Origin of the sequence: Flavobacterium hydrocarbonoxydans (assembly GCF_009789235.1) — a bacterium.
In the GTDB taxonomy this organism is placed as follows: domain Bacteria; phylum Bacteroidota; class Bacteroidia; order Flavobacteriales; family Flavobacteriaceae; genus Flavobacterium; species Flavobacterium hydrocarbonoxydans.
Genome location: NZ_WSTB01000001.1, coordinates 546,562 through 568,424 on the forward strand (window position 1 = coordinate 546,562; position 21,863 = coordinate 568,424).

General features: G+C 34.2%; 22 protein-coding genes. 9 read left to right on the top strand and 13 right to left on the bottom strand.

All coding sequences use genetic code 11. The features are described 5' to 3' along the window. Nucleotides 1-160: 160 nt before the first annotated feature. Nucleotides 161-604 carry a DNA polymerase III subunit gamma/tau gene (locus GON26_RS02335; RefSeq protein WP_230407885.1) on the top strand — a complete coding sequence of 148 codons (444 nt, stop codon included), beginning with the start codon at nt 161-163 and terminating at the stop codon, nt 602-604. Here the strand turns inward: GON26_RS02335 and GON26_RS02340 are convergent. The 4 genes from GON26_RS02340 to GON26_RS02355 are packed head-to-tail and all read right to left on the bottom strand — an operon-like array spanning nt 593 to nt 4,689. Next, entirely contained in the window at nt 593-1,168 is a 576-nt protein-coding gene (locus GON26_RS02340; RefSeq protein ID WP_160373101.1) for a TMEM175 family protein, read from the bottom strand. The genes GON26_RS02335 and GON26_RS02340 overlap by 12 nt on opposite strands. A gap of 8 nt (nt 1,169-1,176) precedes the next feature. Next, entirely contained in the window at nt 1,177-2,067 is an 891-nt protein-coding gene (locus GON26_RS02345; protein WP_160373102.1) for a Ppx/GppA phosphatase family protein, read from the bottom strand. Nucleotides 2,068-2,114: 47 nt separating this feature from the next. Beyond that, a complete protein-coding gene (gene ppk1, locus GON26_RS02350) occupies nt 2,115-4,190 on the bottom strand; it encodes a polyphosphate kinase 1 (protein ID WP_160373103.1) in 2,076 nt (691 codons plus the stop codon). Nucleotides 4,191-4,203: 13 nt separating this feature from the next. Then, nucleotides 4,204-4,689, bottom strand: a complete 486-nt coding sequence (locus GON26_RS02355; RefSeq protein WP_160373104.1) for a SixA phosphatase family protein — start codon at nt 4,687-4,689, stop codon at nt 4,204-4,206. Nucleotides 4,690-5,128: 439 nt separating this feature from the next. Between GON26_RS02355 and GON26_RS02360 the strand changes: the two genes are divergently transcribed. The 3 genes from GON26_RS02360 to GON26_RS02370 all read left to right on the top strand — a co-directional run bounded on the left by GON26_RS02360 (nt 5,129) and on the right by GON26_RS02370 (nt 10,138). After that, a complete protein-coding gene (locus tag GON26_RS02360; RefSeq protein WP_160373105.1) occupies nt 5,129-6,046 on the top strand; it encodes a PorP/SprF family type IX secretion system membrane protein in 918 nt (305 codons plus the stop codon). A gap of 12 nt (nt 6,047-6,058) precedes the next feature. Further along, nucleotides 6,059-7,999 (top strand): OmpA family protein, encoded by a 1,941-nt coding sequence (locus GON26_RS02365; RefSeq protein ID WP_160373106.1) that lies wholly within the window; start codon nt 6,059-6,061, stop codon nt 7,997-7,999. A 198-nt stretch (nt 8,000-8,197) separates the two neighbouring features. Beyond that, nucleotides 8,198-10,138: an OmpA family protein gene (locus tag GON26_RS02370; RefSeq protein WP_160373107.1), complete on the top strand. Its 1,941-nt coding sequence runs from the start codon at nt 8,198-8,200 to the stop codon at nt 10,136-10,138. 64 nt (nt 10,139-10,202) lie between these two features. On the opposite strand, the gene GON26_RS02375 is transcribed toward GON26_RS02370, so the two are convergent. The 6 genes from GON26_RS02375 to pyrR form a co-directional block, all read right to left on the bottom strand. Next, the gene (locus GON26_RS02375) at nt 10,203-10,706 is read right to left on the bottom strand and encodes a CAP domain-containing protein (RefSeq protein ID WP_202110821.1); all 504 of its coding nucleotides are present in this window, start codon (nt 10,704-10,706) and stop codon (nt 10,203-10,205) included. 164 nt (nt 10,707-10,870) lie between these two features. Beyond that, a complete protein-coding gene (pdxH, locus tag GON26_RS02380; RefSeq protein WP_160373108.1) occupies nt 10,871-11,515 on the bottom strand; it encodes a pyridoxamine 5'-phosphate oxidase in 645 nt (214 codons plus the stop codon). 88 nt (nt 11,516-11,603) lie between these two features. Next, nucleotides 11,604-12,509, bottom strand: coding sequence for a ribonuclease Z (locus GON26_RS02385; protein WP_160373109.1), 906 nt, complete (start codon nt 12,507-12,509; stop codon nt 11,604-11,606). 98 nt (nt 12,510-12,607) lie between these two features. After that, a complete protein-coding gene (locus GON26_RS02390; protein ID WP_160373110.1) occupies nt 12,608-12,940 on the bottom strand; it encodes a ribonuclease Z in 333 nt (110 codons plus the stop codon). Between the two features lie 138 nt (nt 12,941-13,078). After that, entirely contained in the window at nt 13,079-14,005 is a 927-nt protein-coding gene (locus tag GON26_RS02395; RefSeq protein ID WP_160373111.1) for an aspartate carbamoyltransferase catalytic subunit, read from the bottom strand. 51 nt (nt 14,006-14,056) lie between these two features. Then, the gene (pyrR, locus tag GON26_RS02400; RefSeq protein WP_160373112.1) at nt 14,057-14,596 is read right to left on the bottom strand and encodes a bifunctional pyr operon transcriptional regulator/uracil phosphoribosyltransferase PyrR; all 540 of its coding nucleotides are present in this window, start codon (nt 14,594-14,596) and stop codon (nt 14,057-14,059) included. 192 nt (nt 14,597-14,788) lie between these two features. On the opposite strand from pyrR, the gene GON26_RS02405 reads away from it, so the two are divergent. From GON26_RS02405 to GON26_RS02420, 4 genes are all read left to right on the top strand, one after another. Then, nucleotides 14,789-14,980: a hypothetical protein gene (locus GON26_RS02405; RefSeq protein WP_160373113.1), complete on the top strand. Its 192-nt coding sequence runs from the start codon at nt 14,789-14,791 to the stop codon at nt 14,978-14,980. A gap of 698 nt (nt 14,981-15,678) precedes the next feature. Next, the gene (locus tag GON26_RS02410; RefSeq protein ID WP_160373114.1) at nt 15,679-15,990 is read left to right on the top strand and encodes an ArsR/SmtB family transcription factor; all 312 of its coding nucleotides are present in this window, start codon (nt 15,679-15,681) and stop codon (nt 15,988-15,990) included. Between the two features lie 5 nt (nt 15,991-15,995). Next, on the top strand, nt 15,996-16,493 hold the full coding sequence (locus GON26_RS02415; RefSeq protein ID WP_160373115.1) for an SRPBCC family protein: 498 nt from the start codon (nt 15,996-15,998) through the stop codon (nt 16,491-16,493). 109 nt (nt 16,494-16,602) lie between these two features. Then, nucleotides 16,603-17,196, top strand: coding sequence for a dihydrofolate reductase family protein (locus tag GON26_RS02420; RefSeq protein ID WP_160373116.1), 594 nt, complete (start codon nt 16,603-16,605; stop codon nt 17,194-17,196). A 341-nt stretch (nt 17,197-17,537) separates the two neighbouring features. Here the strand turns inward: GON26_RS02420 and GON26_RS02425 are convergent, their stop codons facing one another. Continuing rightward, nucleotides 17,538-19,157, bottom strand: a complete 1,620-nt coding sequence (locus GON26_RS02425; RefSeq protein WP_160373117.1) for an ABC-F family ATP-binding cassette domain-containing protein — start codon at nt 19,155-19,157, stop codon at nt 17,538-17,540. Between the two features lie 454 nt (nt 19,158-19,611). On the opposite strand from GON26_RS02425, the gene GON26_RS02430 reads away from it, so the two are divergent. Then, on the top strand, nt 19,612-20,604 hold the full coding sequence (locus GON26_RS02430) for a virulence RhuM family protein (protein ID WP_160373118.1): 993 nt from the start codon (nt 19,612-19,614) through the stop codon (nt 20,602-20,604). A 93-nt stretch (nt 20,605-20,697) separates the two neighbouring features. Here the strand turns inward: GON26_RS02430 and GON26_RS02435 are convergent, their stop codons facing one another. Next, nucleotides 20,698-21,471 (bottom strand): TlpA family protein disulfide reductase, encoded by a 774-nt coding sequence (locus tag GON26_RS02435; protein ID WP_160373119.1) that lies wholly within the window; start codon nt 21,469-21,471, stop codon nt 20,698-20,700. A 21-nt stretch (nt 21,472-21,492) separates the two neighbouring features. Further along, complete coding sequence (locus tag GON26_RS02440) at nt 21,493-21,699, bottom strand: hypothetical protein (RefSeq protein ID WP_160373120.1); 207 nt, start codon at nt 21,697-21,699, stop codon at nt 21,493-21,495. Nucleotides 21,700-21,863: the final 164 nt, after the last annotated feature.

Genomic DNA, 21,863 nt, shown 5'->3' on the forward strand with positions numbered 1-21,863 from the left:
AAGTGAAATTTCCAATATAAAAAATATTGAGACTGAAAAGGTTGCTGTAAATAGTACTCAAAATAGTACAACAGAGCCCCACAACCCACAACCAACAACTCAAAACCCACAACCGAAAACTGAAAACAAAGAAACAGAAGTTAAAGTTTCTGCTTTTTCTTTGGCGAGTATTCGTGCCAAAAAAGCATTGGAAGAAAGCAGTAAATCCTACGTAAAACCAACAACCAATTTACCTACGGAATCCTTTACCGAGACCGAAATGTTGCTGCAATGGAATAAATATGCTCAGCGTTTGGGCGAAAAAGGGTTTAAGATCATGGAATCGTTATTGCTTATTAACGACCCTACATTAAACGGCACAGTCATTACTTTGGAATTACCCAATGAGGGTTCGAAACTAGATTTTGAAGGTCAGATTCACGGCCTTTTAGGGCATTTAAAAGGACATTTGCACAATCATGACATCACGATAGAAGTTGTGGTAAACGAAACTATCGAAGTCAGACGCAGTTTTAACGATCAGGACAGATACAATCGCCTGAAAGAAATAAATCCTAATATTGAGCTTTTACGCTCTACCTTTGGTTTGGATTTACTTACTTAAAGCTTTTTCAATTCTTTTATCAGGAATGAGCCATAATAAGGCTACTACAAAATAGCAACCTCCAGAAATCCATTCGTTATAAAACGAACAAACAATTCCTACGAGATATAAAAAGGTAGATAGTTTTCCTTTAAAATCAGTTCCTATTGCTTTAGCTAATACAGAACCATCTCCTTCATTTACGATGATAATTCTCTGCAAAATAAAATAAGCAATAGAAGAAAAAAGCAACACAATTCCATACAAAGTCATAGAAGCTTTTGCAAAATTATGCTCGCCCATCCAGCCAGTCGCTACAGGAATAAGCGATAGCCAAAAAAGTAAATGCAGATTGGCCCATAGAATTTTCCCATTGACTTTAGAAACACCATGCACCAGATAATGGTGATTATTCCAGTAAATCCCAACGTAGATAAAACTTAAAACATAACTTAAAAACTTAGGAATTAAGGGTTTTAAATCTGAAAATTCTTCTCCGTGAGGTACTTTTATTTCTAAAATCATTATCGTAATAATGATAGCCAAAACACCATCGCTAAAAGCTTCGAATCTGGTTTTATTCATTTTCTAAATTAAATTTTGCCATAATACATCGCTTTTACAATTCCGTCTGAAAGTCCAATTTTAGGTACATAAATTTGTCGTGCTCCACTCCATTTCATTGCATTGAGATAAATTCGGGTAGCATGAATAATTACGTCGGCGCGGTCAGAATTCAGTCCTAATTCAGCAATTCTTTGTTCATACGTTAATGAATTCAGAAAAGCGTATTGCGAGTTGATATAAATATACGAAAGCGGTTTTTCCTGTTGTTTACCCGACATTTTAAACAGCTTGTTGATATTCCCTCCAGAACCAATAAGTGTTACTTCATCGTAATCAGCTGTGTTGGTCTTAATCCATTTTTCGATTTCGTCCCAAACACTTTCGTGTACCATATTATTTAGTAAACGCACCGTACCCGCTTTAAAAGATCTGGAATTAATCATTTTACCATCAGAGAAAAGGGTAAACTCTGTACTTCCACCACCCACATCTACAAAAAGATAGGTTTCATCGGTTTTAAGCAAATGATGTAAATCTGTAGAAGCAATGATGGCCGCTTCTTTTTTTCCATCTATAATTTCGATTTTGATATCGGCTTTTTTCTTAATGATCGCTACAACCTCTTTGGCATTATAAGCCTCACGCATTGCCGAAGTTGCAAACGCCATATAGCGCTCGACTTTATGTACTTTCATCAAAAGATTAAATGCTTTCATAGCATCTACCATTCGATCTATATTTTCTGTAGAAATTTCACCAACCGTAAAGGCATCCTGTCCTAAACGTATTGGCACACGAACAAGGGAACTTTTGTTAAACTGAGGCTCTTTTCCTTCTTGTTCTACAACGTTAGATATCAGCAACCTCATGGCATTTGAACCGATATCTATTGCTGCGTATTTTTTTATATTAATCATGCTCACTTATGATTTGAATTTGGAAATTTTATATGGTATTTTTTCTTTTATTTTTGAACTACTTCCTCGATAATTTCAAGTTTATTTTGATAGTATTTGTAGGTTTCGAGTTGAGCTCTAAAAGGAGCATGATGATTTCGGGGTTTGTATTTATTATCTAATTTATACGAATGGTAACGCACTTTTACGTTTCCTTTCCAGGCAATATTAAAGTTGTCAATTAATTCTTTTTTAATCGAAAGATCATAAATCGGACAGGTAACTTCTACCCTTCCGTCTAAATTTCGGGTCATAAAATCTGCCGAAGAAATATAAACCTCATTGAGTCCTGCATTGCCAAAAATATACACTCTGGTATGTTCGAGATAATTATCGACAATACTGATGGCTTCTATATTTTCGCTCATCCCTGGAATTCCCGGTATCAAACAGCAAATTCCACGTACCTGCAACTGGATTTTTACTCCTGCATTACTCGCTTCGTATAGTTTATCAATCATTTTAAAATCTGATAAACTATTCATTTTTAATTTGATATGTGTTTTTCTGCCTGCAAGGGCGTGCAAAATTTCACGGTCAACCAATTTGATAAACTTAGATCGGGTATAATGCGGCGAAACGATCAAATGTTTGTAACGGTGTACTCTGTAATTAATATCAAAAAATTCGAATATTTTTGAGATGTCTTTTAGTATCTGCTGATGACAGGTAAAAAGCGTAACATCTGTATAAATTTTTGCCGTTGCTTCGTTGAAATTTCCAGTCGAAATAAATCCGTATCGTTTGGTTTTACCATCCTCTACTCTCTCGATTACACATATTTTACTGTGTACTTTCAGTCCTTTTATTCCAAAAATCAATTGGATTCCTTCGGTTTGCATTTGCTCGGCATACGAAATATTCGAAGCTTCATCAAAACGCGCCTGAAGCTCGATTTGTACCGTAACTTTTTTTCCGTTTTTGGCCGCATTAATCAGTGAACTGATGATTTGCGAATTCTTAGCCAATCGGTATAAGGTAATCTTTATACTCGTAACCTTTGGATCAAGAGCTGCTTCACGCAAAAACTTGGTTAAATACGAGAAAGACTGATAAGGTGCATGTAATAAATAATCCTTTTTACTGATTTTTTCTAATATACTTCCTCCCAAACTCAATCCAGGAATTGGTAACGGATCATTCATTTTGTATAATAAATCAAACCTTCCTAAATTAGGAAAGTTCATATAATCACGACGGTTGTGATACCTTCCTCCCGGAATGATACTGTCTGTTTCTACGATTTTCATTTTATCTAAAAAGAAACGTAATGTATCTTCTTCGATTTGGCTGTCATAAATAAAACGCACCGGTTCACCTATACGTCTGTCTTTTACCGAACTGGCAATTTTTTCGAGCATACTTTTGCTCAAATCGCTATCGATATCCAACTGTGCATCGCGGGTGATTTTTATCATGTGCGCCGATACACTTTTGTAATCAAAAATATTGAAAATATTTTCTAAATTATGACGTATTACATCATCTAAAAGAATCACATAATGTTTGTCATCTGTAGAAGGTAAAACAACAAAACGGTTGATTGTCTTTGGAATTTCGATTACAGCATATCTGATTTCGTCATTGGTATTCATCTCCAATCGAACTGCCAAATAACCCAGCGTATCTTTTAGTATAGGAAATTCAGCCAGATCATTCAAAATAATGGTTACCAGTTCCGGACTCAGTCTCTGAATAAAAAAATCTTTTAAGAACTTCTCTTGTTTTTCGTTTATCTGATCTTCTTTGACAATAAAAATATTTTCAGCTTCCAGCTCCGATTCTATATTACTTAGAATACGCAAACTTTCCGATTGCTGCTGAATCACAATTTCTGTAATATCTTTAATCAACTGATGGGCTGAAACTCCGCCTAAATATTTCTCACCGGAAATCCCGGAAAGGCTTAATCTGCGAATAGCCGCATATCGAACTCTGAAAAATTCATCTAAATTATTCGAAAAAATTCCAACAAAACGCAATCTGTCTAAAAGAGGAACGGTGTTATCTGCCGCTTCCTGAAGTACTCGGGCATTAAAGGCTAACCAACTTTTTTCTCTATCAATATATTTTTGTTCGTGCACAGTGGTATGTAATTTATTTTAAATCTTTGGGGAAAATAACTTTATTGGTCTTGCCCTTACTGATATCATCCCAGCTTTTTGCATCAAATTGTAATGAGACAAATCCTGATGTTGGGACGTTTTCAATAAAAACATCCCCAAATTTATTAACAAAATTTGTAATAGCCTCGTTATGTCCGAAAAGAATAACGCTTTCAAAACTATTATCACATGATTTGATAACCTTTTCTAATTGTCTGTCATCAAAAGTGTATAAATCATCTTTGTAAATAATACTTTCAATAGGATAAGAAATGTTTTGTGCAAAAATAAGAGCCGTTTCTGAAGCTCTGGCAGCTGTACTGCTCCAAATAATATACGTTTTAGGGAGATACTTTGAAATGGTTACAGACACATCATGTGCGTCAAGAATTCCTCTTTTCATCAAAGGTCTGTCAAAATCTTTAAGAGGCGCTTCCCAACTTGATTTTGCATGTCGTATTAAGATTAAATTTTTCATAGAAAATATTTTTTTTTGAAATGAAAAAAAATGGGGGCAGCATTAATTCAAGTTCTAATTTACAAAAGATATTTTAATAGTCCCGTTTTTTTTATTTCAATTTATAATTATCCCTCCATATTCTGATATTACTGAAACGTCTAAAACTATTTCTTATTTCAAAAATTATGTTCCTTAACAATCACATGGCTCAAATCATTAATTATTATTAACACCAAAAAAATCTTTTCTTTTTCTTCTTTCCCTATTCCTAAGAACAATACCGCTTTACTCAATTTGCCTAAACTACAACCCTTTGATAGCATAATATTTATGGAATAAAATAGCTACAATTAGTAAAAAAATCCTTATTTTTGAATAGAAATGATATTTTATGTCTTTCAAATCCCCAAAATCTGACATAACCGACTGGAATAAATAAATAAAATACTATCTATTTATGAAAACAAAATTATTTTTATTTGTCATGATGATTACCAGCGTTTCTATTTTTGCACAACAAGACGCACAGTTTACCCAGTACATGTACAATACTATTAATATCAACCCAGCTTATGCCGGTTCACGGGGAGTTATGAGTATTTTTGCTTTGCATCGTTCGCAATGGATAGGTTTAGACGGAGCTCCTGAAACCAATACTGTTTCGATTCATACTCCTATTAACAACAGTAATTTAGGGCTTGGTTTTTCTTTAGTTAATGATAAAATTGGGCCTACAAACGAAAATGATTTTTCTGTTGATATATCGTATAGTATTCCTACATCAGAAACCTATAAATTGTCTTTTGGAATTAAAGGAACAGCTAATATCTTTAATTTAGATCCAACCAGACTTGATATTGAACATCAGGATGATCCACAATTTCAAAATTTCGATAATAAATTCAGACCTAATATAGGTGCCGGGATTTACTGGCATTCTGATAAATTGTATTTAGGATTATCGGTACCTAATTTTATTGAAAGCGACCGCTATAGCGAGGCAGATGATCAGGTGGCTATTTATACGGATAAAATAAATTATTATTTTATAGGGGGATATGTTTTTGACCTTTCTCCAGATTTACAATTCAAACCCGCTTTTTTGACCAAATTAGTAGAAGGAGCCCCTTTGCAGGTAGATCTTTCAGGTAATTTTTTATTTTTCGAGAAATTTAATGTTGGCGTTGCTTACAGATGGAGTGCAGCTGTAAGTGCTACAGCAGGATTTCAGATTACGGATGGTTTATATATTGGTTACGGTTATGATAATGAAACAACTAATCTAAGAAGGTATAGTTCTGGCTCACACGAAATTTTCCTGCGTTTTGAACTCTTTAAAAATAATAGCAGAATTACTACTCCTCGTTTCTTCTAAAATTTAAGTGTTATGAAAAAATGGATATTCTTTACTCTTGCACTAATCAGTTTTTTTTCGTTAAGTAGCCTTGCACAAGAAAAAACAATAAACACCGCGGATCAAAAGTATGACGATTTCGCTTATATTGATGCTATAAAACAATACGAAAAAGTAGCTAACAAAGGGTACGCTTCTCCGGATGTGCTAAAAAAACTAGGAAACTCTTATTATAATAATTCAGATTTTAAAGGTGCTGCAAAATGGTATGCAAAGCTATATGCAACCACTAAAAATCTGGAACCTGAATATTATTATCGTTACGCACAATCGCTTAAATCCATAAACCAGACCGAAAGAGCCAATCAGGTTCTTGAGGAATTTTATGCACTGGATAAAAAAGACACAAGAGGAAAATTATTTATTGAAGATGAAAATTATTTAAATCAGATTAAAGCCAATTCAGGCCGTTATACCATTGAAGATGCTGGTATCAACAGTAAATATTCCGATTATGGAACCTTTGCTTACCAAAACAAAATTTACTTTGCTTCTGCAAGAGATACAGGCAATTTAGTCCAGCGTAAACATAAATGGACCGAACAGCATTTTACCAATTTATATGTAGCTGATCTTGACAGTATAAGCAAAAAACCTTCAACAGTACATAAATTTGATAAAAGTATTAATACCAAATTCAATGAATCATCACCCGTTTTTACAAAAGACGGTCAAACAGTTTACTTTACCCGAAACAATTATCTAAAGGGGAAAAAAGGAAAAAACGCTGAAAAAATTACTTTAATAAAAATTTACAAAGCCACCTTAGAAAACGGAAAGTGGACAAACACAACAGCTTTACCCTTTACGAGTGACACCTACAGCACAGCACATCCAGCACTTAGTCCGGATGAAAAAACGCTTTATTTTGCTTCTGATATGCCTGGAACTCTGGGAAAATCAGATATTTTTAAAGTGAGTATTGATTCCAATGGCGAATATGGTTCTCCGGTAAATCTTGGCCCTGAAATAAATACTGAAGGAAGAGAAAGTTTTCCTTATGTAACGAACGAAAATGAAATATACTTTGCTTCTACCGGGCATCCTGGCTTAGGAGGTTTTGATGTTTTTGTGGGTAGTTTAGGTACCAATGGAAAAGTTAATAACATACAAAACATAGGAAACGACATTAATTCTCCCAATGATGATTTTGCTTACACAATCGATCCGGTTTCCAGAAGAGGTTATTATAGCTCGAACAAAGACGGAGGTCAGGGTTCTGATGATATTTATGCTTTTTTAGAAACACGAAAATTAATATGCCTGCAAGAACTAAGCGGCATTGTAACAGATGCCAAAACCGGTCTTATCTTACCGAATACTAAGATCTCTTTATACGATAGTAAAATGGTACTAAAAAGCACTGCAATATCCGATGCTTTAGGGGCATATAACCTGAAAGTTAATTGCGGTGAAACCTATAAAATAACCGCAGAAAGAACCGATTATGTAACCAAAGAACTTACAGCTTCTATTTTATATATAAACGGAAAAACTGATTTGCCTATTACGTTGAAAAAAGAGAGATGCAAAGTATTGGTTGGAGATGATTTAGGAAAATGTTTCAATATCAAATTAATTTATTTTGATCTGGACAAATCAGATATTACTAAAGCTGCGATTGTAGATTTAGAGAAAATTTTGTTTGAAATGCATGAATATCCAACAATGAAACTTGATATTCGCTCGCACACTGATAGCCGTGCAACGAACAAATACAATGAAGCATTATCAGACAGAAGAGCTAAATCTATCATAAGCTGGCTCGTTCAAAACGGCATCAATGCTGATCGCTTAACCGGAAAAGGCTATGGCGAAACACAATTAGTAAACCGATGCGCAGATGGCGTTAAATGTTCTGAAGAAGAGCATCTTGCCAACAGACGTAGTGAATTTATTATCACTGCTTTATAATACCACACTAAAAAGAGACTTTATAATGTTTCCTAATCTTTATTCATAAACCGAATAAAGATTAGGAAACTTTTATTGTCTTAAAATCAAACCCATTAACCATTTACCAAAAATTGCCGCAAAAAATACTGCTGCAAGTATCTTATTATTAACGCAAAACAGAATCGATATCAATTCGTTTCTTCTTAAAAAGTAATTATGAAAAAAATTTTAGCATTCTATTTAATTTTTGCAAGTCTAATTCTAATTAAGCTTTATGCACAGCCGTCAAAAATTAATTCTGCTAATGAAAAGCACGAAAAAAATACAACTCTTGACATTATAGAGTCTTATAAAAGAATCGCCAACAAAGGCTATAAATCTGAAGAAATCTTGACCAAACTTGGGGATTCGGATTATTTTAATTCCAAATTTGAAAGTGCAGCAAAATGGTATGGCGAATTGTATGCTATGAATAAAAATATGGAAACAGCCTATTTGTATCGTTTTGGGCAATCATTAAAGGCAATAGGCGAAACCGAAAAAGGCAACCAAATGCTTGAAAAATTTTATGCTAAAGATAAAAAAGACACCCGAAGTAAAATCTTTAAAGAAAATAAAAATTATATCGCCCAAATTAAAAAAGACATCGGACGCTATAAGATTGAAAATTTAGCTATCAATACCCCATATTCTGAATATGGCAGTTTTAAGTATGGAAATACAATATATTTCGCATCTGCAAGAGATACTGGTGGTGTAAAACAACAAAAGCAAAATTTAACCGGAAAATATTTTACGGATATATATACGGCAGCATTAGATTCTGATGGCAGACCCAATACGGAAATAACCAAATTGGATAATAACATCAATTCTAAATTTAATGAATCTTCGCCAGTAGTATCCAAAGATGGTAAAACAATTTATTTTACTCGAAACAACTATTTAGAAGGCAAAAAAGGTGAAAATACCAAAAATGTTACTTTGGTAAAAATATATTCGGCCACTATCGAAAACGGCAAAGCAACAAAAGTAACAGAACTTCCCTTTAACAGTGATAATTACAGCACGGCACATCCTGCGCTTAGTCCAGACGGAAAAACATTATTTTTTGCCTCTGATATGCCTGGAACGTTAGGACAATCGGATCTTTTTAAAGTGAGTATAAATAGTGATGGCACCTACGGAAAACCTATTAATTTAGGTAAGGAAATTAATACCGCAGGAAGAGAAAGCTTTCCTTATATAACCGATGACAACATCATTTATTTTGCCTCAAACAGTCATCCTGGATTAGGTGGTTTTGATCTGTTTTCTGCAAATTTAAATCTGGATGGAAGTATCGGTAACATTCAAAATCTTGGAGCTGACATAAACTCTCCTCTGGATGATTTTGCCTGCATATTTGACCCCGTTACCAAAAGAGGTTATTTTAGTTCTAATAAAAACGGCGGAAAAGGATCTGATGACATTTATTCTTTTTTAGAAATTGCCAAACTAAGCTGCAATCAGGAATTATCCGGACAAATAACAGATTTTCAATCAGGGTTAAAATTGACCGGAGCAAAAGTTATTTTATATGACCAAAATTTAGTAGTCCAAAAAACAGTGACAACCGATATTGACGGAAACTACTCTTTTAGTGTTGAATGTGGAAAAACCTATTTTATAAGAACCGAAACAACAGCATACAATACTAAAGAAACAAACATTTTAATTTCTTTTCAGGCTGGAAAAAGCAATTTGCCCATTGCATTAGAAAAAACAAATTTTAGTGTAAAAATAGGCGATGATTTAGGGAAATGTTTTATTAAAAAGATAATTCCTTTTGATTTGAATGAATTTAACATAACTCAAACCGCTGCAATTGATTTAGAAAAAATATTAGACATTTTAGAACAAAATCCGACGATGAAACTCGATATTCGTTCGCATACCGATAACAAACAAATACATAAATTCAATCAGGCATTATCCGACAAACGAGCAGATGCAATTTTATCATGGCTAATAAAAAAAGGGGCAAACACCAACAATTTAACAGCCAAAGGTTACGCTGAAACTCAATTAATTAATAATTGTACTGATGGTATTAAATGTTCTGAAGAAGAACATCAGCTTAACAACCGTATCGAATTTATTATCAAAGCATTATAAAAAAAAGTCGTTGCAAAAAAAATTGCAACGACTATACCAAAACAAACCAAACCAATTCTTAGCTTTAGATTTTAGCAAAAATAGCGGTATAATATTTTTTACCTTTTGCATCTGCTTTTACTGCGATTCCAAAATGTGTGTAATCACCTTCGATGTTTGCTTTATGTCCGGAACTAACCAACCAAGCATTAAAGGCAGACTCCGAAGTAATGTACTCATACGCAACATTTTCGGCCACACTTTTTGCATTCAGAAATTTCATAATGTTTTGAGCTCGCTTATCAAAACCATTATGATTCATCACATTATTCGCAATCATGTACTCATTATGCAAACTTGACTGGTACGAAATGTGATTTACTTCCTGCAAAGCATTTAATCCAATACTAAGACGATAATCATTTACCAATTGTATTAACGCTAGCTCAGACTGGTTATAGACGTAATCTGTAACTAATACTTCGGGCGTACTACTAGTACTATCTTCGGATTCATTCGAATCATTAGAGCAGGAATTCATTACCATTAGCATTATAATGAACCAAGTAGCACGAAATATCTTTTTCATAACCTGAGTAGTTTAAGTTTAAAGTAGATGTGGGGCAAATTCCTTAACTATATTTTTGATAAATCGTTTATTTCTTACAATAAAAATAAGCAATAAAACGTTTAACTACCAAAAAAAATCGATGAAATGCACTATAAAAACATTATATAAGGTAAAAATCTTACTTATGGAGACAATCTATCAATTATCCATGAAAAATCTGACTTACTTGTATATCGAATCCTGTCATGCAGTCTGTTAGGTCTTCCCTGCCAAAATTCAACTTGCAGCGGTGTCACCAAATAACCTCCCCAATTTTCAGGACGCGGAATCGGTTTTCCTTCAAAGTTATTTTCTAATTGCTTTAAATTATCCTCCAGAAATGTTCTTGACGGTATAATTTCGCTTTGATTCGAAACAATCGCACCCAATTTACTTCCATCGGGACGGGAATCAAAATAATTATCTGATATATTTTCAGACGTCTTCTGGGCAATTCCTTTTATAATCACCTGACGTTCCATTTCCTGCCAGAAAAAAGACAGGCAAACATGCGGGTTTTGCGCTATTGCTTTTCCTTTTTCGGAATCGTAATTGGTGTAGAAAATGAATCCTTCTTCAGAAAATTTCTTTAGTAAAACCACTCTGGCTTTCGGAAAACCATCCAAACCAATGGTAGAAACCGTCATTGCATTTACTTCGCCACTTCCGTCAAATGCTTCCATTTCGTGAAACCATCTGTTAAAAAGATTAATTGGATCTTCCGGAATCGAAGTTTCCAGCAATTCGCTTTTTTCGTATGATTTTCTATAATTACTTAAATCGCTCATAATATGTACTTTGTTAAACGTGAGATGTGAAATGTGATATATTTAAACCGAATGACTTTTCACTTTTTACATATCACTTTTTTACATTTTAAAACTCAAAACAAGTTCCATCATCTCCCGATAAAACATTCGGAAAAATGGTTTCGGCTTCTTGTTTGAAAACATTGATGTCGCCGTAACGGGTCGAATAATGTCCTAAAACCAATTGTTTTACATTTGCTTTTAGGGCAATTGTTGCTGCTTCCTTTGCTGTTGAATGCAAAGTTTTTTGGGCTAATGCTGCTTCAGATTCTAAGAAAGTAGCTTCGTGATACAAAACATCCACTTCTTTTATAATCGGAATTATAGCTTCATTATACACCGTATCCGAACAAAAAGCATAACGCTGTGGCGGAATTGGATCGAATGACAATTTTTCGTTTTCAATCACGGTTCCGTCATCGAGTGTGATGTCGCCTCCGTTTTTTATTTTTTGATAGTAAGCAATATGAATATTATAATTTTCGACCGCTTCCACATTTAGTTTTCGTTCTGCAGGCTTTTCTTCGAATAAAAAACCATTGGTATAAATACGGTGTTTGAGCGGAATCGTTTTGACTACTACCCTATTATCCTCAAAAATCACTTCGCTTTCGTTGGACTCTAATTCATGAAAAAACAAATTATAAGTCGTCCAGGAATTCGAGAGTTTAAGCTGTAAGGTAATAATTTCTTTTACGCCTTTTGGCCCGTAAATATGCAAATCGGTTGTTCTGCCCAAAAGTGCAAAAGTCGAAATAACACCAATCAGTCCGTAGAAATGATCGCCATGCAGATGCGAAATAAAAATATGATTGATTTTCGAAAACTTAACCTTGTTCTTGCGCAATTGCACCTGAGTTCCCTCTCCACAATCAATTAAAAACAATCTGTTTTTGATTTCAAGAACCTGCGAAGTCGGATTGGTAATCGTTCTGGGAGTTGCGGCATAACAGCCAAGTATGGTGAGCTTCATTTTTTGATTTTAGATTTTAGATCGCAGATTTTAGATTAACAAAAATTACTTCAGAATTCAGAAATAAAAATCTAAACTCTAAAATCAGAAATCTAAAATTAGAATCCCAGGTCTCTTTCGATTTCTTCCATTTCGATAATATCGTGTGCTTCCAGAAGTGAAGGAACTACAACTAATTTATCAGAAACAGCATTAAAATCAAGGTCAGCAACCACAATTACAAAAGACTTTTTTGCTTTTTTTTGTTGTTTCGAAAGTGGTAAAAACAACTTCAATTCTTTTTCAGACAATTCAGTATCTGCAGTCAAATCGATGATAATATTTTGTTTTTCAAAGGTTTTAAACTGCTGCGTCACTTTCTCCAAAAAAGCATTAAAATCTCCCTGGGTGTCTTTTATCGTAACGGTATGTCCTTTTTGATCTACTTTCATTTTTATTAAATCTGGGCTTATACAAATAATCGTTTTGAGCGCTAAGGTACGAAGTTTTCTTTAGTTTTTGTTTCAGGTTTGATAAGCTGTGCGTTCCACAACATGAAACCTGAAACTTGAAACTATAAAAACTAACTATTACTGAATCTTAGACGCCAAAAGATAAATAACCGCCATTCTGATTGCTACACCATTCTCCACCTGATTCAGAATTACCGAATGATTCGAATCTGCTACTTCAGAAGTGATCTCTACTCCTCTGTTGATTGGTCCCGGGTGCATGATGACAATTTCTTTTCCAAGAGAATCCAAAAGCGGTTTATCAACACCATATTGTTGTGCGTATTCACGTGTTGAAGGGAAGAAATTCACATCCATACGTTCGTTTTGTACACGAAGCATGTTCGCCACGTCGCACCATTCTAAAGCTTTACGTAAATTCGGCTCGACCGTAACACCAAGCGATTCAATATATCTCGGAATCAAGGTTTTTGGTCCGCAAACTTTTACTTCGGCACCTTGCATTTGCAAAGCATAAATATTAGAAAGTGCTACTCTTGAGTGCAGAATATCACCTACAATCACTACTTTTTTTCCGGCTACGTCACCCAGTTTTTCTCTGATAGAATAACTGTCTAACAAAGCCTGAGTTGGATGTTCGTGTGCTCCGTCTCCAGCGTTTACTATACTGGCTTTGACATTTTTGGATAAAAAATAAGCCGCTCCGGGATTGGAGTGGCGCATTACTACCATATCTACTTTCATCGAAAGGATATTGTTTACGGTATCTATCAGGGTTTCGCCTTTTTTAACGGAAGATTGTGCTGCCGAAAAACTAATAACATCGGCTGATAATCGTTTTTGAGCCAACTCAAAAGAAAGTTTTGTTCTCGTACTGTTTTCGAAAAAAATGTTGGCAATGGTAATATCTCGTAATGAAGGAACTTTTTTAATGGGTCTGTTAATGACTTCTTTAAAATGATCTGCCGTTTCAAAAATTAGGTTAATATCATTCTCGTTGATGTATTTAATTCCTAATAAGTGATTTACGCTTAATTCTTTCATTTTTGTTTCGATTATATTTTTTTGAATAGTGGTATTAAAATGAAAGGTGAATTAGCTCGTTATCAAATAGACAACATCTTCACCCTCGTTTTCTTTCCAGCTTACTTTTACTTTTTCATTATTTATGGCATCTACCTGACGGCCGCGATAATCGGGCTGAATTGGCAGATTTCTACTAAAACGTCTGTCGATTAACACTAACAATTCGATTTCTGACGGTCTCCCGAAAGACTGAATCGCGGTTAAGGCAGAGCGAATGCTGCGTCCGGTAAACAAAACGTCATCGATAAAAATGACTTTTTTGTTTTCGACTATAAAATTTATTTGTGTTTTATTGGCTTCAAGCGGTTTATCAGTACGGCGAAAATCATCTCTAAAAAAAGTAATGTCCAGATATCCCAACGAAATTTCGGGCGTTTGGTATTCGTTTTCTAATATTTGTTTTAAACGTTCAGCAAGGAAAACGCCTCTTGGCTGAATCCCGACCAAAATGGTGTCTGAGAAATCAAGATGTTTTTCAATTAACTGACAAGCCAAACGATGGAGTATGATAGTAACTTCTTTTGAATTAAGTAATACTTTTGGGCTCATAATTTAAGTGTGATGTTTGGTTGTGCAAATATACGAAATCAGAATTTATTTGTTGGGGTGTTGTGTGGGGAAATATTATTTTTTGAAATTTAGATCTAAATTTGAAAATAAAAAGCTGCGCTCAATTATTATTTTTGCTACAAGCAATTCAAAAAAAAATCATACGATTAAGAAAAATAGTATCTTTGAAATATGACAGCTATAGAAATTAAAAAAGAAATTGGTAAAGTATTGGATCAAGTTCCAGAAAAATTTCTTGTTGATATTTTAGACCTCCTAAAAAAAGTTCAAGCTGAAAAAACTACAAGTTCAACCACCTTGACTACAAACTTCAAAAAAATTCTTTCTGAAGACAGCGAATTACTACATAAACTTGCTCAATGATTTCTTTAAAGGAAGTTGAGATTATTCATAATATTTGACAAGCTATAATTAATTTAGTGCTGCTAAAATGTCAACATTAGCAACATTAAAATTCCGTAGGAATGAATCATATTGTAGCAACGGATTTTAATCCGTTGTAGAAATGAAACGCCACGCACAAGAGTTCCGTAGGAACGAAACATATTAAACCTAAATATGTGCCGAACCTCCGACTCTTTTTCATCTTGCATATCTAAACTGGATTAAAATCCAGCTCTACAATATTTTATCGAGCCTAAGGCTCTTGCTTTGAACTTATATGCAAAACGATTAAACATAATATTTTCATAACCCTACAATTCAGATATTAAATTCCATAGGAATGAACCATATTGTAGCAACGGATTTTAATCCGTTGTAAAATGAAACACCACACACAAGAATTTCATAGGAACAAACCATATCAAACGCAAATATCTGCCGAACCTACGGCTCTTTTTTATCTTACATATCTAAACTGGTTTAATCCCGAAGCTTCGGGAAAGCCCTACAATATTTTATCGAGCCAATGGCTCTTGCTTTGAACTCACCTAAAAAAACCAACAATCTCACGCTTTTTTTCTAACTCATTAAAAAATAACCTCTTAAAAATTTGCGAAACCGAAAAGTTGCACATATATTTGCAACCAATTAGTTTCGTATTTAATAGTTAAAACAAAATGAGAAGAGACATTTTTCAGGCAATAGCCGACCCAACCAGGCGGGCTATTATATCTTTGATTGCTTTACAAGCGATGACACCCAACGCCATTGCAGAAAATTTTAATACTACAAGACAAGCCATTTCGAAACATCTTCGCATTTTGAGCGAATGCGAATTAGTGAAACAGGAACAACAAGGCCGGGAAATTTATTACTCGCTTGAAATCGAAAAAATGAAAGAGATTGACCAATGGCTGAGCCAATACAGAGAGATCTGGCAAACCAGATTCAATCAACTGGATGAATTATTAGCAACAATTAAAAAATAAAAAAGATGGAAAATTTAGTATTTGATTTTACAGTTGACAAACCAAGCAAAACCGTAACTATCGTAAAAGAATTTGCAGCCGAACTTTCTTTGGTTTGGGACGCTTATACCAAACAGGAAATTCTGGACCAATGGTGGGCACCAAAACCATGGAAATCAGTAACCAAAGTAATGAACTTTGAAGAAGGTGGAAAACGCTTTTATGCGATGGTGAGTCCGGAAGGACAGGAACATTGGGCGCTTCAGAAATATACTTCTATTAGTCCGAAAACAAATTTTAAACTTTATAATTCTTTTGCAGACAAAGATGAAAACCCACAATTACCGGGTTCTGAATGGGACTTAAACTTTACTGACCTAAACGAAAATACCAAAGTAGTAATTACGATTTACAACGAATCTCTGGAGCGAATGGAACAAATGATCGAAATGGGCTTCAAAGAAGGATTTACAATGACATTACAAAGCTTAGAGGAATTATTGGCAAGTTTGTCTCAAAAATAATTTTAGTTTGCAGAATGAATACCAAATAAAGAGCTCTAGGCTCTTTATTTGGTTTCGCATATTTTTAGCATTTTTCTTATATTTGATACAACAAAAAACACCAAACATCATGAGAAAAATAATCGTTATAACCATGATTACAATCGATGGCGTAATGCAGGCGCCTGGTGCTCCTGAAGAAGATACTTCGGGAGGTTTTGAATATGGAGGCTGGGTGGCGCCTTTTGGAGATGAAGAATACGGCAAGGTCATGCAGAAACAAATGGAACCTGCCGATATCCTTTTGGGCAGAAAAACATTTGATATTTTTGAAGATTATTGGCCCAAACATGCTGAAGGATGGCCGGGAATTAATGAAGTTACTAAATACGTTTTATCGACTTCCAGAAAATATTCCGATTGGGAGAACTCAGAATTTCTTTCGACTGTAGATGCTATTAAAAAACTCAAAAATTCAGAAGGAGGCGATTTAAAAGTCTGGGGAAGCGCGACACTGGTTCAACTGCTGCTTGAGCATGATTTAGTTGATGAACTTGGACTCCTGATTTATCCCATAATTCTGGGCAAAGGCAAAAAAATGTTTGATAATAGCTCAACTCCAGCAGGATTTACTTTAACTGAAAGTACCACTACTCCCAGTGGCGTAATTGCTGTAAGCTACAAACGGGCGGGTGATGTAAAAACAGGAACTATTGGGGAGTAATCCACAAATCATAGAACTTTTCAACTAAATTATATAAAACTTTTTTTTGCTGACAGCTGTAATTTTACATTATAACAAAAGGATTTATTCTTTTTCAAATAATTAAAACATCAGAATCATGCAAAATAAAATTACACGTTTGCTAATGGTATTTGTAATACTATTTTCATTCACAAGCTGCGAAGTTATAGGAGACATTTTTAAAGCCGGAATGGGCTTCGGGATCTTTCTTTTTATCCTGGTATTAGCCATTATTATTTTTGTTTTCGCCAAACTTTTCGGAAGGAAATAAGCATAAAAAAACCCGTTATTCGCATAACGGGTTTTACTTTTTATGTCAATTACAAATTATACATTTTCTTTCTTTGTTCCTGAATTTTTTCGTCATCCAGGTATTCGTCAAATGTCATATAACGATCGATTGCTCCGTTTGGTGTAAGCTCTACTACTCTGTTACCAACAGTTTGTGCAAATTCGTGGTCATGTGTGGTGAAAATCACTGAACCTTTAAAGTTTTTTAGCGAGTTGTTAAAAGCCGTAATCGATTCCAGATCTAAGTGATTCGTAGGTTCGTCCAGCATCAGGATATTGGCGCGTTCCATCATCATGCGAGACAACATACAACGTACTTTTTCTCCTCCTGATAAAACTCTGCTTGTTTTTAAAGCTTCTTCTCCAGAGAAAATCATTTTCCCTAAGAAACCTCTAATAAATACCTCATCACGCTCTTCTTCCGTTTTTGCGTATTGGCGTAACCAATCTACCAAAGTCAAATCATTTTCGAAGAAAGAATGATTCTCAGCCGGCAAATAGGCCTGATTGGTCGTAATTCCCCAATCGAAAGTTCCTGCATCTGCTTTTTGATTTCCGTTTAGAATTTCGTAGAAAGCGGTTGTAGCACGTGAATCTTTAGAGAAAAGCACGATTTTATCGCCTTTTGCCATATTCAGATGTACGTCTTTAAACAAAAGTTCTCCATCAATAGAAGCTGATAAATTTTCAACATTCAAAATCTGATCACCTGCTTCACGATCCTGATCAAAAATGATAGCAGGATAACGTCGGCTTGAAGGTTTGATATCTGAAATATTCAATTTAGAGATCATTTTTTTACGGGAAGTTGCCTGTTTCGATTTTGCAACGTTCGCAGAAAAACGACGAATAAATTCTTCTAATTCCTGTTTCTTTTCTTCGGCTTTTTTGTTTTGCTGCGCACGTTGTTTTGCCGCTAATTGGCTAGACTCGTACCAGAACGTATAGTTTCCTGAGTAATGATTTATTTTTCCAAAATCGATATCCGAAATATGTGTACAAACCGAATCTAAAAAGTGACGGTCGTGCGATACTACAATTACTGTGTTTTCATAATTTGCCAGGAAGTTTTCTAACCATGCGATGGTTTCGAAATCCAGGTCGTTGGTAGGCTCATCCATGATAAGCAAATCCGGGTTTCCAAAAAGTGCCTGCGCCAAAAGCACACGAACTTTAATTTTTCCCTCCAAATCGCCCATTAAGGTATAATGATGCTCTTCGTTGATTCCTAAGTTAGACAACATCGAAGCGGCATCAGAATCAGCATTCCATCCGTTCATTTCTTCGAACTGAACCTGTAACTCCCCTATTCTATCCGCGTTTTTGTCGTTGTAGTCTAAGTAAAGTTCATCCATTTCTTTTTTAACAGCGTACAATACTTTATTCCCCATCAAAACGGTTTCCAAAACGGTATGTTCATCGAACATGTTGTGATTTTGGTTTAAAACCGACATACGTTTTCCCGGTTCTAAATGAATGTGTCCGGAAGTTGGGTCGATATCGCCCGAAATGATTTTAAGAAAAGTAGATTTTCCAGCACCATTGGCTCCAATAACGCCGTAAATATTTCCGTGAGTGAAAGTAGTATTTACTTCGTCAAACAAAATTCGTTTGCCAAATTGAACTGATAAATTATTGACTGTTAACATGAATGTCTTTTTAATTAATTTTGTGCAAAAGTATGAAAAAAGGTTCTAAGTTGCAAAGGTGCTTAGGTGCTAAGTTTTTTTTAGTGTAAGACGTAAAAAAGTAAGATGTAAGATGGGAGTTGGAAGTTGGGAGTTGGAAGTTGGGAGATATTGATTAAACTAAAAGCTTCTAACATTACTTTTAACATTTCACATCTTACTTCTAACATTTTACAATTTACTTTCTTTCTCCAAAGCCACTTCTAAACTTTCGTAATCTAAGTTTTTTATGTTTTATAAAAGTTTTTTTTCACCATATAAGTTATATAAGGGCATTTAAACTAGACCTCTATTTCTGAAAAAGTTTTTCAAACCATATAAGTTTTAAAACTAAAAAGTTTGACTTAAAATCTCTTATACAACTTATATGGTTTAAAATTACAAATTTGATTACCTTCACTTTTTATTCAAAATTATGCAGGCACCTATTTTATTATATCAAACTTCTGAAAATAATATAGAAGTAGAAGTTACATTTTTAGATGAAAATTTTTGGCTATCACAAAAAGCGATGGCTTTATTATTTGATGTAGATACAAGAACAATAAATGAACATCTTCAAAATATATTTAATTCATTTGAATTAGAAAAAAATTCAACTAACCGGAAAATCCGGATAGTTCAAATTGAAGGAAAAAGAGAAGTTAATCGAGAAATTGATTTTTACAATCTTGACGCTATTATTGCAGTAGGTTACAGAGTAAACTCGAAGCAAGCTACTCAATTTAGAATTTGGGCAACAAAAACGCTAAAAGAATTCATTATTAAAGGCTTTGTTTTGAATGATGAAATGCTGAAAAACGGAAAAGCATTTGGTAGAGATTATTTTGAAGAATTACTGGAACGCATTCGCGAAATTCGTTCTTCTGAAAGAAGATTTTATCAAAAAATAACTGATATTTATTCTCTTTCAGCAAATTACGACAAAGAGAGTGCTGAAACAAAATCCTTTTTTGCAACGGTACAAAACAAACTACATTGGGCTATAACCGGAAAAACTGCAGCCGAAATTATTTACTCAGAAGCAGACGCTACTAAAATCTATATGGGACTTTCTACATGGAAAGATGCTCCTGACGGAAAAATTCAGAAAAGTGATGTTAGTGTAGCAAAAAATTATTTGAATACAGCTCATCTTCAGGAACTGAACAGAATTGTTTCTGCGTATTTAGATTTGGCTGAAAACTATGCTAAAAGACAAATTATTATGAAAATGGAAGACTGGACTGTCTTTCTAAATAATTTTCTACAACTTTCCAATTATCCAATACTGAATGAGAAAGGAAAAATTTCGCATTTAGAAGCAAAAATTAAGGCTGAAATGGAATTTGATAAATTTAGAATTATTCAGGACAGAGAATATTTATCTGATTTTGATAAAGAAATAATGAAGCTGAATAAGAAGTGAGTTGTGAAATGTGAAATGTAAGATGGGAGTTGGGAGATATGATTAAACTAGAAACTTCTAACATCTTACATTTCACATCTTACTTCTAACAATTTACAATTTACTCTCTATCTCCAAAGCTACTTCCAAACTCTCGTAACTGTTGACTACTTTGGTAATTACACCTTCTTTGTTTAGAATAAAATGCGTTGGGAAAGCATTTAGTTCCAGGGTTTCATTCATATAGCTTTTCATGTCTGGAATTACGGAATACGACAATGGTTTTCTGGCTAAAAAAGTATTTAATTGTTCTGGAGAATCTTCGGCCAGGCTTATGAAAAGGATGTCTTTTTGAGTTTTGTATTTTTCTACTAACGCATTTACGGCCGGAAATTCTTTGATGCAGGCAGCGCAGTGAATGTACCAGCATTTTATAACAATGATTTTTCCTTTCATGGTTTCGTTTGAAACTATATTTCCGTTTAAATCTGTGAAGGAGAATTTTGGAAAAGGTTTTCCTTCTGTTTTATGATTTTTGAGTTCATCAAAAGCGGTTTGGCCGATGGTGGCTTTTATGCTGGTATCCGATTTGGGCTGAATTTTGAATAATTTATAATAGAAAACAGAATCGGTTGATTGTAAGCGAATTGGAATGTGATTTCCGTTTATTAATTCGTTTAAGAAGGCTTCTTTTGAGATTTCTTTTGAAGAAGCATCTAATGCTACAAAATCTCTTGAAAGCATGATGTTTTTCTTTTGATAGGCTGACCAAGTCTCAAAAGTATTTTGGATTTGAATTGGATGTACTTCAGGCTTTCCGTATTTGGTTTGACTGAAGCTAGAAGTGAAAATGAATACTGTTATAATAAAACTGATGAATTTCTGCATAAAACCTTTTACTTATTGGCATCAAAAGTACTTTTTTTTTGCTCGCAGATTTAGCAGATTTTTGTTTTCTTTTTTATTATTATTTGTTTTAAAAAAGATGCTTTCTGATGAAAACTGATGCCCTAGCCCTGATAGCAGCGGTATCCTTTTTCTCGCTTCTTTAGCGAGGAAAAGATACAAGCGGATAGCAGGAAACAGCTCCTGAAAACTAACTAAATTACTTTTCATTTTAAAACAAAAAAAACCTGACAACATAATTGCCAGGTTCATAATGCTCCTCCTCAAGGTGAAAACCAAATAACAAATCACCCTGATTTGGAACATTTATCGAAATATAAAAATCAGATTAAAAAATAAATAACCAAACTCAATTTTAACCGTCCTAATTTTTT

Bases quoted from the DNA above. Each gene is read 5' to 3' on its own strand.
- GON26_RS02340 (WP_160373101.1), bottom strand. From the start codon at position 1,168: ATGAATAAAACCAGATTCGAAGCTTTTAGCGATGGTGTTTTGGCTATC.
- GON26_RS02345 (WP_160373102.1), bottom strand. From the start codon at position 2,067: ATGATTAATATAAAAAAATACGCAGCAATAGATATCGGTTCAAATGCC.
- GON26_RS02355 (WP_160373104.1), bottom strand. From the start codon at position 4,689: ATGAAAAATTTAATCTTAATACGACATGCAAAATCAAGTTGGGAAGCG.
- GON26_RS02360 (WP_160373105.1), top strand. From the start codon at position 5,129: ATGAAAACAAAATTATTTTTATTTGTCATGATGATTACCAGCGTTTCT.
- GON26_RS02365 (WP_160373106.1), top strand. From the start codon at position 6,059: ATGAAAAAATGGATATTCTTTACTCTTGCACTAATCAGTTTTTTTTCG.
- GON26_RS02370 (WP_160373107.1), top strand. From the start codon at position 8,198: ATGAAAAAAATTTTAGCATTCTATTTAATTTTTGCAAGTCTAATTCTA.
- GON26_RS02375 (WP_202110821.1), bottom strand. From the start codon at position 10,706: ATGAAAAAGATATTTCGTGCTACTTGGTTCATTATAATGCTAATGGTA.
- pdxH (WP_160373108.1), bottom strand. From the start codon at position 11,515: ATGAGCGATTTAAGTAATTATAGAAAATCATACGAAAAAAGCGAATTG.
- GON26_RS02385 (WP_160373109.1), bottom strand. From the start codon at position 12,509: ATGAAGCTCACCATACTTGGCTGTTATGCCGCAACTCCCAGAACGATT.
- GON26_RS02390 (WP_160373110.1), bottom strand. From the start codon at position 12,940: ATGAAAGTAGATCAAAAAGGACATACCGTTACGATAAAAGACACCCAG.
- GON26_RS02395 (WP_160373111.1), bottom strand. From the start codon at position 14,005: ATGAAAGAATTAAGCGTAAATCACTTATTAGGAATTAAATACATCAAC.
- pyrR (WP_160373112.1), bottom strand. From the start codon at position 14,596: ATGAGCCCAAAAGTATTACTTAATTCAAAAGAAGTTACTATCATACTC.
- GON26_RS02405 (WP_160373113.1), top strand. From the start codon at position 14,789: ATGACAGCTATAGAAATTAAAAAAGAAATTGGTAAAGTATTGGATCAA.
- GON26_RS02410 (WP_160373114.1), top strand. From the start codon at position 15,679: ATGAGAAGAGACATTTTTCAGGCAATAGCCGACCCAACCAGGCGGGCT.
- GON26_RS02415 (WP_160373115.1), top strand. From the start codon at position 15,996: ATGGAAAATTTAGTATTTGATTTTACAGTTGACAAACCAAGCAAAACC.
- GON26_RS02420 (WP_160373116.1), top strand. From the start codon at position 16,603: ATGAGAAAAATAATCGTTATAACCATGATTACAATCGATGGCGTAATG.
- GON26_RS02425 (WP_160373117.1), bottom strand. From the start codon at position 19,157: ATGTTAACAGTCAATAATTTATCAGTTCAATTTGGCAAACGAATTTTG.
- GON26_RS02430 (WP_160373118.1), top strand. From the start codon at position 19,612: ATGCAGGCACCTATTTTATTATATCAAACTTCTGAAAATAATATAGAA.
- GON26_RS02435 (WP_160373119.1), bottom strand. From the start codon at position 21,471: ATGCAGAAATTCATCAGTTTTATTATAACAGTATTCATTTTCACTTCT.
- GON26_RS02440 (WP_160373120.1), bottom strand. From the start codon at position 21,699: ATGAAAAGTAATTTAGTTAGTTTTCAGGAGCTGTTTCCTGCTATCCGC.